Below are 9,939 nucleotides of genomic sequence, written 5' to 3'. Positions count from 1 at the left end.
TCGTCCGTCGTGTAGCTGTTGATCCCCTCGAGCCGGATGCAGCGGAAAAGTTCGTTGACCCGGGTCCGCACGGTCTGGTCATCGACGAGGCTCACATAGGGCAGCATATGCGCGAGGCGGGTCTCGCGGGCATACCAGTCTGGCGTCATTGTGCGGGCATCGAACGCGGCTTCACGGGGCATAGCTGTCCCCGCCATGGATGGAGCGGTTCCGCGTGGGCGGTGTCTCCTGCAGCGCGGTCATCATCACGTCGATGAAGCGCGGATCCCAATCGGCGGCCTTCCACAGCACGGGATAGAGCAGGGCAGCGACACCCAGCACCGCGATGTGCTGGACCCAGACGAACAAGAGCACTGAGCCGAAGAGCCAGACCATCGCATACATGATGGGCAGGCCCAGAAGTTTGGGCGGCCGCACGAGACCCAGAAAGAGGGGTGAGCGCTCAGCCACCGGCAAAGACCGCGGCAACGATGGTGGGGGCAGCCGCGACACCAGCGATGCCCACGAGGACCCAGAGCGCCTGGCGCAGATCGATGATGTTGAAGAACCAGCTCAAGAAAACGCCGAGAACCGCGAGTGTGGCGATGACCACACCCAGCGGACCGGTCAGCGCATCGACAATGCCCTGCAACAAGCTTTGGATTGGGGAGAGATCGATGCTTTGCGCAAGGGCGGGTTCGGCAATCAGCAGGAAGAGCGCCAGTGAGGCGACAAAGGGGTTTGAAAGCCAACTTGTTTGGAAAATGTAGTATCGCCAATGCACTGCCGCGCTGCGCGCTCTCGTGACATTGCCGTTGAGTATTTTGAGGAGTAATTTCCAAAAAGGTTGGGACATCATGAATTTGATCTTTCCAATCGGGCCACCACGGCCATGACGCGGGCGACGTGGTTCTGGGTTTCTCGGTAGGGGGGAATGCCGCCATATTGACGCACGGCCTCGGGTCCGGCGTTGTAGGCAGCCAGCGCCAGGCGCGGATCGCCAAACGTCTCCAGCATCATCGCAAGGTAGCGGGCGGAGCCGTCGAGGTTCTGCAGCGGGTCGCGCGGGTCGACGCCAAGATCGCGCGCTGTCGCAGGCATCAATTGGCCCAGACCAATAGCGCCCGCGGTTGAGATCGCATCTTGTCTGTAGGCGCTCTCCACCTCGATATTGGCCCGATAGAGAGCCAGCCAATTCGTGACGGACAGTCCCGCGCGGCGCAAACCGGGATGGCCGGCATAACGCAGGGCGGTTGCCTCTATGCCCAAGAGAACGTCTGCGCGGGGCAGGGGGGGTGGCTGGACGAGTGCCGCAAAGCTCAGCGCGTCAGGTTTGGGCGCTGCGTCAGTCTCACCAAGAATGGCCAAACCATCGGACGCCGATCCCTGACCAACGCCGTCATTGTAGTTCCGTGCAAAACCGCTCTGAGACCGGGATGGGGTCAGAGAGCCGTCGCTCTCCACGACCAGAACCATTTGCGCTGAGGCTGATCCAGTCAGAACCCAGAAGAGAAGAAGGCTACTTGCTGCCGACCTCGTCAGACGCTGCGAGCTTGTGCGTTGTCCGCTGGCCTTCTTCGAGCGGCACATCGGCATGCGCAAAGCCGATGCCAAGGAGAAAGGAGACCACGCCGGTGATCGTCTTGAACTCACGGATCTTGATGTCGTTGTAGGTCGTCCGCGTACGGGCGGTGACGAGAAGCTTTTCCACCCCGTCGTCAGAGACAACACGCATGATCCAGACCCCGTAATAGCTGGGGCCTTTCTTATGTGCCGACTCCTGGCACAGGATTTCAGCGCTATAGCCGCTTTCCACGAGCTCGCGGAACCTGGCTTCCGTAACCACATTTGGTGCTTCGATGTCCCAGTTCATGGCCCGGCTCACGCTTTCTCCAATGGCGCAACGCCCGGGCATTCCTACTTGAAGCCCAGAGTTACGATAGTATAGTATCAACCGCAAGATGTAATATCCTGCTTTGACTGTAGTTTGGTCACGCAAACACTAGGCACGGCCAGAGATCACGATCAAGGAGATAACAGGTTTGAAAAACCCAGGGTTGACATGTCTGATTCGATTGCAAGCTGTGGTCCTTCTGATCGGAGTTCCCGGGCCGGTTTTGGCGGAATCCTGCTGCGCGCCACCCCGTCCCTTCCTGCCAAGCGATTCGCAGGCGGCCCAAGACTACGTCGATATCATCCGGCGGGATTTCGAAGGCTACATTCAGGACATCCAGAGCGACTTCCGTTGCCTTGACGGGGACCGTGCCGATGCCTTGGGGGAAGCCCGTGAAGTCAGCGAGGACTACGGCCAGTTTCTGCAGCTGGTGAGGGATTGATGGGCCGCCTCGGGAGCATCAGACTTGCAGTCCATGGAAAGCAGACGCCGATAACACCCTCAAATATCTATTTTTTAGATAACAGATTTCATCCGCTAGCGACGTCACGAAAGGTATGTGACGCGTGGCGAAAACGATCAGAAGCAAAGGACAGGAGGCTCTGTGCCAAGCGTTGGTCGACGCTCGCATCAAGGCGGGCCTCGGTCAGGAGGACTTGGGCCTCAGGCTCGAGTGCCATCAATCCCTCGTGGCGCGCATTGAAAGCGGCCAGCGCCGGGTCGACGTTGTTGAACTGGTCGTTCTTGCGCGCGCGATTGGCTTTGACCCGTTCGAGGTTCTGGCGATCGTCGAAGCCGCCACGGAGCCCGACCACAGGATTTGATCTATTTTATTAATCGAGAACACGGGAATTGATTTCTCCCAATGTGATTATCGGTGTCGAGAGGAAGAACAGCTAACCTATTTTTACGAAAACCGGCATGCCGTTGCAGCAAACGCTTTGGGAGTCGAAGCTGTGATCGGCAAAGCCCAATTGCAGAAAGTCAGTAAACAGTGGGCAAAGATAAGGTCGAAGGCGTCGCGATCGCCAATTTGATTGGAACTGATGGGCATAGCATTGTTGGTTGGGTGTATCGCTGGAGGACTGGTGCGCTTGCGGTGATGTGGAATATCCATGGCCCGCAACCTGTGTCACGGTGTCAGCCAGAACTCGCTGAGTCAGACAAGCGTGAAATCGACTTCGACAGGTTGACGAAAATTAGAACACGCCATAGCGGGAAAGGTCAGTCATAACAGTACCGAACCCATGCGCGGATGTCGTCCGGAAGGCCTCGATCCCGGCTGGATCATCCTGATCCTTCTCGTCATCCTGCTCATCGCTGGTCGGCCACATCCGCGGTGGGCTGGCGCATGTGAACATCCTCACGTCGCTGTTCTTTTCCGAAATATCGGGCACGGCGACGTCGGACGCTGCCGCCATCGGGTCGGTCATGATCCCGCAGATGTGCAAACGCGGTTATCCGCCATTGCAATTTGGTCGACAAGCCCAGGGTACAGACCTTGAGACAATGATGACAGAAGATTGCTGGGCCTGTAGCGTTACCCCGTAGGGAGCTGGCGTTCAATCATATGCCCGGCACAACATGCTGATAATATTGCACTTCAGCGCAGCCAACACCCTGATCCCCTTGTCCCGCCGCCGCATTTTCGAGTGCCTCGAGCAGGAGGTCTATCGTTACCGGGCCGCAATGCGGCAGCATGAGACAGTTCCGCAGCAAGTTGGCCATGGCCAGCGGGCTGCTAAAGACCTGTCGAAGAGTGATTTGCTCAAGGTAGGGGTTGTCAATGAACGCCTGACGAAAGCCTCTTGAATGATGCGGTGATCGAAAGCCCTTGGCATTGAGCGTCTTGAGCAGCTGCGCGATCGAGCAATCCATCGGGATCGGTTCAAAGCAAGCGCCGTTATTCGATATCGCTTGCGGCTTTACATGTGCATTCATTATGCTTGGTCTCTTTATCTTCGAGCGGATCTGCTCAGCCAGCAATCAGGCCAGCTTTGATGGCCGTATCTGATCTGAATTTCAACGTAGGCAATTGTAGGATTGCGTAGGCTTGAGCAATCATCAACTGCGCAAAAGTTGCCACCCTCGTTCTTTCGATTGCCGTGTCGGTAGCTGGCTTGGAAAGCCCTGGGCGGTGGCTATGGTGCGATAAGTCTTTACGTGCAAAATCGTTGTCAGGCGCTTGCTGGCAGGTAAGAAAAAGATCAATGCAAGTCGTGCCCAGATACTGCGCCCCTCACCTGCTTCGTGCTCTGATGCTGGCATTCTTCTGCATTGCATCGGGGGCACCCGCTTTCGCGTCGCAGCACCTGGTGGAGAGCGTTGCACTCATGGAGGATCCGACGGCGTCCCTCGGGGTCGAGGAGGTGGCGCTGGGGGAGTTCCAACCGGTCAGCGACACGATCTCGCTAGGGTATTCGACCTCTACGAAATGGCTGAGAGTACGTATCTTGCCGGCGCCGGATGGCGAGGACACCGTGTTATTACTTGGTAAGGGGGCACCGGATAGCCTCAGGCTGTTTGCACCGGTTCCTGTGTCCGTGCAGGATCCTGCCGCGCGCTCGGGCGATGTCCGGCATGAGGAATTGTTCCCCAACTGGCCATCACCGCAGCCCGGATTCCGCATCACCCCGCCGGAGGGTGGGGCGGATTATTTTATTCAGATCAAAACCATGGGCTCGATACGGCTTCATGTGACGGCCCAGCCCATGACCAAGGCCATCGTGACGACCGAGCGCAGGTATCTTGCCCAGGTCGTCTATCTGACCAGCATGTTCATCATAATGCTCTGGGCACTGCACATGTTCACGATATCAAGATTGAACCTGTTCGGGTGGTTCGTGGCGCTGCAGTCCTCCTGGCTGGTCAACAACATCTTCTATCTTGGATATGCGAAGGACATCGTACCCACCCTCTCGAATGAGACACATGCGGTGTTATTTCGGGCAAGCGTCTTCGTGGCCGCGTTTCTGACGACCCTGTTTCACCGCACTGTGATGTCCCGCCTTGAGCCATCAAGGCTGGCCTTGCGGCTATTTGATCTTCAGCTTGGCGTGATCGCACTTGCTTTCATCGCCTACTGGTTCGTCGACCCGGTGCCCGCATTGCAAATAAATGCTGCCTGTCTGGCTGCATCCCCTTTTGTCTTTTTTGCAAACATGGTGACAGCGCGGAAGGACATGGCCCCTGGCCTTTTTGCAATACGCATGATCTATGGTGCGCTATCTCTCTCTTTTTTCTTGAACGCATTTACCGTTCTGGGCCTGATCCAGTCCCAGTCGCTCGTGCAATATGGGTATTTGATCCACGGGGTCACAACCTCCAGTCTTATCGTCATTCTTCTGAAACTGAAGGTCTCCGACATGTTCGCCATGGCGCGGTCGGCAAAGATCCAGCATGCCAAAATGGAACATCAAAACGCAATTCAGAAAGAGAAAACGCGCGCGCTTTCCCAGTTCATCGACATGTTGGGGCATGAAGCCAAGAATGCGCTGTCCGTGATCCAAATGTCCACCTCTGCCCAGATGCTTACTCACGGTCAGCGCACACGTTCAGACCAGGCGATCCGCGGGCTGACGAATGTGATCGACCGGTGCAACCAAGTCATCCGGCTTGATAACTCCGAGCAGGTGCTCTCTCTCGAACCGTGTAACTTGACCGCAATCCTGCAAAGGCTGTGCAGCCGGACGGAGAACGCCGAGCGGATCACACTGGACGTGCAAGGCACGGTGTTCGTGCAGGGTGATCCGGTCCTGCTTGATGTCGTTTTTTGCAACCTGCTGGACAATGCACTCAAATATTCGCCGCTGGAGTCCGCGATAAACGTCAACCTGGCATCCGAGGAGGGTGGTCATTCGATCCTGTTCGAGAATGCGCAAGGCCCGGCAGGTATGCCCGATCCGGACCGTGTGTTCGAAAAATATTATCGCAGCAATGGCGCAAGGACCGATATCGGGTCCGGACTTGGATTGTATATTGTGCGCGAACTGCTGCAGCTCATGGGCAGCAGGGTTCAGTATATTCCGCGAGACCGTGACATCCGGTTCAAGGTTTGGTTCCCATGCTGAACGTCATTATCGTCGAAGATCACCAACCGCTGCGCGAGTCGCTGGTAGAGGTCATGGCGCGCGAAGGGCACCATGCCGTCGGTTTCGAGAGCGCCGAGGCGCTATGGAGCGGATGCAGCTTTGGCACTGTCGATATTCTGATCCTGGATCTGAACCTGCCGGGCGAGGATGGCATCGCCGTTGCACAGCGCATGCGGGGTGACTATCCGGGCATAGGCATCATCATGCTCACGGCGCGCGGCGAACCGGAGGACAGGCGGGTGGGCTATGAGAATGGCGCCGATATCTATCTTGCCAAGCCCAGCTCTGCGACGGAACTGACAGCCTCGGTCAAGGCGCTTGCGCGACGGCTGAAGCATAGCGACCCGGAGACAACAGGACTCGCCCTCGACAGGTTCGCGATGACACTGTCGGGGCCGCGCGACACGGTGGATCTTTCGGCCTTGGAAATCGACCTGCTGACGACGTTTGCACGCTCCCCGAGCGGCCGGTTGGAGACCAGCGAAATCGCCGCCCTGGACAAGGGTGACGGCGAGATCAGCAAAGCCGCGATCGAGGTGCGGATCGTCCGGCTTCGCAAGAAAATGATCGCCGCTGGCACAACCGGCCAGCCAATCAAGGCGATCCGGAACCAAGGCTATCAGCTGTCCGCGCGCATGAAGGTCGTGTGAGGGGGCCGAGACGACCGATGCCAACGACCATGCCATCGACCCTCCGGCCGATCATGCGGCATAGGCGAACTGCGCGTCCTCGCGACCGGCCAGGCTCCCGCGTCCCACCCAAGGGGGCGGCCGGGCAAAGGGCATCCGCTCAGGCGCCCGAGAGATCGAGGCGAATTTTCCGGAAGACGTCCGAGGCCTCCAGCAGTGCAGAGGCGAACGGATCCGCGTCCGCTTGCGCGGCCTCCATTTGGTTCAGGGCGGACTGAAGCCGAGGCAAGCCGATGAACGCGGCCGTTCCCGCCGCTTTGTGCACAGCCTGAATGCTGCCGGGCCTGTCCCGCGCTGCGGCGTCAAGAGCCTGCCTGATTTCATCGAGACAGGCCTGCAACCAGGCTTCAAGCTCGTCGAGCTCCATGGTTTCGGAGATATACGACAGGTTCCCCGATGTGGGTGAAATCACGAATTCCTCCTCCACGTCGACGGCCTCGACAACAGGTGGCCTGGCGCTTGCGTCCTGCTTTGGTCCATTGACGTGGTGCGAGATTTTCTCCTTGAGCTGTCCGATCGTCAAAGGTTTGGCAAGCATCTCCTGCATACCCGAAGCCGTGAAGCATTCCGCGTCCTGAGATGCCAGGTTGGCCGTGACGCCAAGGATCAGCGCGTCTTGTGAAACGCTGCCGGAGCGAATGGCCATGGTGGCTTCGAACCCGTCCATCCCCGGCATCCGGATGTCCATCAGGATCAGGGTGAACCGCCACATATCGGCGATTTCAACGGCCTGCTCTCCATTTTCGGCGCATTGGACCGTGTATCCAAGGCGTTCCAGCATTTTCTGCATCAGGATGCGATTTGCGGCATTGTCATCGACAACCAACGCCCGGGGGAACACCTGGATGTCATCCGGAGATGCCAGCTGTTGCGTGGCCGGTCGTTCGACACTTGCGAGCTTCGGTTTCGAAACAAAAGGGGCGGCTATGTCAAAACTGAAATGGCTGCCCTCGTTCTCGCAGCTGTCGAGGTGCAAGATGCCCCCCATACGGTCCACCGCGCGCTTTGCGATTCCGAGGCCAAGGCCGCTGCCAACATGTTTGAGCGCGGCCCCTTTCGAAATTGTCTGGAAATCCGCAAACGCGATCTCCTGAACCGCCGGGGCGATGCCGGGACCTGTATCCGAAACCTTTACCGTCAGCCGCCGGTCCGATGCGGCATCCTGCCAGTAGACAAGGTGGATATTGATGGAGCCGTGTTCGGTGAATTTGACGGCATTGTCGACAAGGTTGGCCACGGCACGGCGAAACGCTTCCTTGCGGCCCGAAATGCCGCTGTCACCGTCATCCCCGGTAATCCTGTACGCAACCGTCACATCTTTATTGCGCGCCTTGAGACGTGCCTGCCCGACGATGAGCTTGACGATTTCCATAGGGTCGAACGGCTCGAATGGCGTGGTGTCCCGCGTTCCGGCGTCATTGCTGCTGATCGCCAGCACATCTTCCACCTGCGCCAGGGCCGCTGCCGCAGAGTCCCGGGCAATCTGAAGATTTTCAAGATCATCGGATGTCCAGTCATAGTCCTGCAGAAGATCAAGTGACGCGATCACGCCATGCAGGGGCGTTTTCATTTCGTGGCTCATCAAGTTCAGGAAGCGCTCCTGTGCTGACATTGCCTGCAAAGCCTTGTCACGGGCCTGCTTGAGCTTGTTTTCCTGGGCAATGGTGTCTTCCAGATCGCGTACGAACGCGATGATGATCGAGCGGCCAATCGCGTCCTCGTGCCGTGCCAGGGCAACTTCTGCACGGAACATCTGTCCGCGACAGGTTTTCAACTGAGTTCGCAGGCGACGCCGGATCGCAAGAATGTCAAAGGCCTCGTTCATGAAGGCGGTCGGATCTGATTTGAACGCCGTCTGCCTCAGGCGGGGCAGGGCCACGTCCTGCAGTGTTTGCCCGACAACATCCTGATCCTGACAGTCGAAAATCTTTGCCGCCGCCGTATTATAGCCAAGAATGCGGCCCTCCACAGACAGCAACACAACCCCGTCAAGTGAGGCCTCGACAATGCCCCTGAAACTGTCGCGGAGCCGCTTCATGGCCTTTGCGCGCATTCGAAGCCTCATGGCCAGGCGAATTGCCAGCATGGTGATCGCCAACAAGACCAATGCCTCGATGGTCGAGAGCGCCATGAACCGTTTGATTGCAGACTCTTCTGACTGGCGCATTGCGCTGTATTGGCTGGTCAGTTGCTTCAACGCGTTTGTCGTGACGTCACGGAGTGTCGGAATCACTTCCTCGGAGTGATCCAGAATATCCTCAAGGTCGTCGCGGCGTGGCGTCCCAAGCTGATCGAGCATGGTTGCCAGGGCATCCCGGTGCTGGACAACGCGTGAGATGCTGTCATGTATCTTGGCTGTTCCGGGGGTGTCTTCGTTGAAAAACCGTTTTCCGGCGTCCACGGTCTCGACCCGGCTATAATAAATGTCGAAGGACGTCATGACCCGGTCCATGATGTCGGGCGTCAATCGATCCGCGTTGATCGCGCGATGAAGGCGGGTCTCAAATCGCAGGTAATCAACTTCCAGCTGTGCAAAAACCCAGGTTCTGTTGTCCAGGGATTCCCGGCCCGTCTGGACAATGCTCTGGACGATGAATGAGCCTGCCAGCACAGTCACCAACACCCCGAATGACAGGGTCAACATGATGGCGACCCACAGGCTGGAGGACGCCCCTGTGCCTTCGTCAGGTTCGCGGTCCCTGATCCTGAGGACCGGCATCACTCAGAGACACGCACGCCTGTGAGCTGCCAGATGCTCCAGGCGTAAACCTCTTCGGTTTGGTAATTCGCATCGAGATCATAGGGGAAAACAACCCAAAGGGGGCCCTTTTCGCGGACGGAGAAAGGTTTCCCGTCAATGTTCGTGGCGACGATGGGAACCGTTCCTTTGATCGCGTCCCGAGGCATCCTGGCTTCGTAGCCGTTTGCCGCGACAAGATGCACCGTGTCCCCGCTGACATCGGCCGCGTCCAGAACGTCGTGCAAAGCGGGTCCCGAGAACAGGCGCTCTGCGTCAGTCCATATGGTCGAGGTGGTGAATTCCTGCTGTGGCAAGGCATCCAGCTGGCCGCGGTCGAAGGTGGCTGTATGGCTGTCTGACGACAGACCCGTGCTGTCGTCGACCCGCAAGAGGATGTCTTGTGCTGAGGCAACCTGGGCGAAGGCTGCAAACGTCCAAAAGAGAAGAAAACAGATGAAACGCCTTGTGCGCTGCGGTGTATGTGTTTGATGTTCAGGCATTGCGGCCAACTTTCGCATTCAACAGGTGACGGGAAATTACAAAAAA

Annotated in this window: 14 protein-coding genes; 5 read left to right on the top strand and 9 right to left on the bottom strand. The window is 57.9% G+C overall.

The window, feature by feature from the left end; translation table 11 throughout:
- The 5 genes from VJ956_RS07260 to VJ956_RS07240 all read right to left on the bottom strand — a co-directional run.
- On the bottom strand, positions 1-182 hold a 182-nt coding region (locus VJ956_RS07260), incomplete at its 3' end, for a hypothetical protein (RefSeq protein WP_324083268.1).
- On the bottom strand, positions 172-450 hold the full coding sequence (locus VJ956_RS07255) for a type IV secretion system protein VirB3 (protein WP_008327373.1): 279 nt from the start codon (positions 448-450) through the stop codon (positions 172-174). The genes VJ956_RS07255 and VJ956_RS07260, both read right to left, overlap by 11 nt.
- A complete protein-coding gene (locus tag VJ956_RS07250; protein WP_324083244.1) occupies positions 443-838 on the bottom strand; it encodes a TrbC/VirB2 family protein in 396 nt (131 codons plus the stop codon). Before VJ956_RS07250 ends, VJ956_RS07255 begins: the two co-directional genes overlap by 8 nt.
- The gene (locus VJ956_RS07245; RefSeq protein WP_324083242.1) at positions 835-1,455 is read right to left on the bottom strand and encodes a lytic transglycosylase domain-containing protein; all 621 of its coding nucleotides are present in this window, start codon (positions 1,453-1,455) and stop codon (positions 835-837) included. Before VJ956_RS07245 ends, VJ956_RS07250 begins: the two co-directional genes overlap by 4 nt.
- A 43-nt stretch (positions 1,456-1,498) precedes the next feature.
- On the bottom strand, positions 1,499-1,852 hold the full coding sequence (locus VJ956_RS07240; RefSeq protein ID WP_324083240.1) for a hypothetical protein: 354 nt from the start codon (positions 1,850-1,852) through the stop codon (positions 1,499-1,501).
- Between the two features lie 244 nt (positions 1,853-2,096).
- Here VJ956_RS07240 and VJ956_RS07235 point away from each other — a divergent pair, with 244 nt between their 5' ends.
- Positions 2,097-2,315, top strand: a complete 219-nt coding sequence (locus tag VJ956_RS07235; RefSeq protein WP_324083238.1) for a hypothetical protein — start codon at positions 2,097-2,099, stop codon at positions 2,313-2,315.
- A 124-nt stretch (positions 2,316-2,439) separates the two neighbouring features.
- Complete coding sequence (locus tag VJ956_RS07230; RefSeq protein ID WP_324083236.1) at positions 2,440-2,697, top strand: helix-turn-helix transcriptional regulator; 258 nt, start codon at positions 2,440-2,442, stop codon at positions 2,695-2,697.
- A 375-nt stretch (positions 2,698-3,072) separates the two neighbouring features.
- On the opposite strand, the gene VJ956_RS07225 is transcribed toward VJ956_RS07230, so the two are convergent.
- The gene (locus VJ956_RS07225; protein ID WP_324083235.1) at positions 3,073-3,306 is read right to left on the bottom strand and encodes a hypothetical protein; all 234 of its coding nucleotides are present in this window, start codon (positions 3,304-3,306) and stop codon (positions 3,073-3,075) included.
- Here VJ956_RS07225 and VJ956_RS16335 point away from each other — a divergent pair.
- Complete coding sequence (locus VJ956_RS16335) at positions 3,227-3,424, top strand: TRAP transporter large permease subunit (protein ID WP_414674397.1); 198 nt, start codon at positions 3,227-3,229, stop codon at positions 3,422-3,424. The genes VJ956_RS07225 and VJ956_RS16335 overlap by 80 nt on opposite strands.
- Before the next feature lie 15 nt (positions 3,425-3,439).
- On the opposite strand, the gene VJ956_RS07220 is transcribed toward VJ956_RS16335, so the two are convergent.
- On the bottom strand, positions 3,440-3,814 hold the full coding sequence (locus VJ956_RS07220; RefSeq protein ID WP_324083233.1) for a hypothetical protein: 375 nt from the start codon (positions 3,812-3,814) through the stop codon (positions 3,440-3,442).
- 392 nt (positions 3,815-4,206) lie between these two features.
- Here VJ956_RS07220 and VJ956_RS07215 point away from each other — a divergent pair, with 392 nt between their 5' ends.
- Together VJ956_RS07215 and VJ956_RS07210 are read left to right on the top strand one after the other, a co-directional pair.
- The gene (locus VJ956_RS07215; RefSeq protein ID WP_324083231.1) at positions 4,207-5,943 is read left to right on the top strand and encodes an ATP-binding protein; all 1,737 of its coding nucleotides are present in this window, start codon (positions 4,207-4,209) and stop codon (positions 5,941-5,943) included.
- The gene (locus VJ956_RS07210) at positions 5,937-6,614 is read left to right on the top strand and encodes a response regulator transcription factor (protein ID WP_324083229.1); all 678 of its coding nucleotides are present in this window, start codon (positions 5,937-5,939) and stop codon (positions 6,612-6,614) included. The genes VJ956_RS07215 and VJ956_RS07210 overlap by 7 nt, the downstream gene beginning before the upstream one ends.
- Before the next feature lie 139 nt (positions 6,615-6,753).
- Here the strand turns inward: VJ956_RS07210 and VJ956_RS07205 are convergent, their stop codons facing one another.
- Positions 6,754-9,372, bottom strand: a complete 2,619-nt coding sequence (locus tag VJ956_RS07205; protein ID WP_324083273.1) for an ATP-binding response regulator — start codon at positions 9,370-9,372, stop codon at positions 6,754-6,756.
- The gene (locus tag VJ956_RS07200; RefSeq protein ID WP_324083227.1) at positions 9,372-9,893 is read right to left on the bottom strand and encodes a hypothetical protein; all 522 of its coding nucleotides are present in this window, start codon (positions 9,891-9,893) and stop codon (positions 9,372-9,374) included. Before VJ956_RS07200 ends, VJ956_RS07205 begins: the two co-directional genes overlap by 1 nt.
- Positions 9,894-9,939: the final 46 nt, after the last annotated feature.

Source organism: Marinobacter sp. (genome assembly GCF_035268745.1).
GTDB lineage: Bacteria > Pseudomonadota > Gammaproteobacteria > Pseudomonadales > Oleiphilaceae > Marinobacter.
This window is presented reverse-complemented; position numbering and strand designations above follow the sequence as displayed.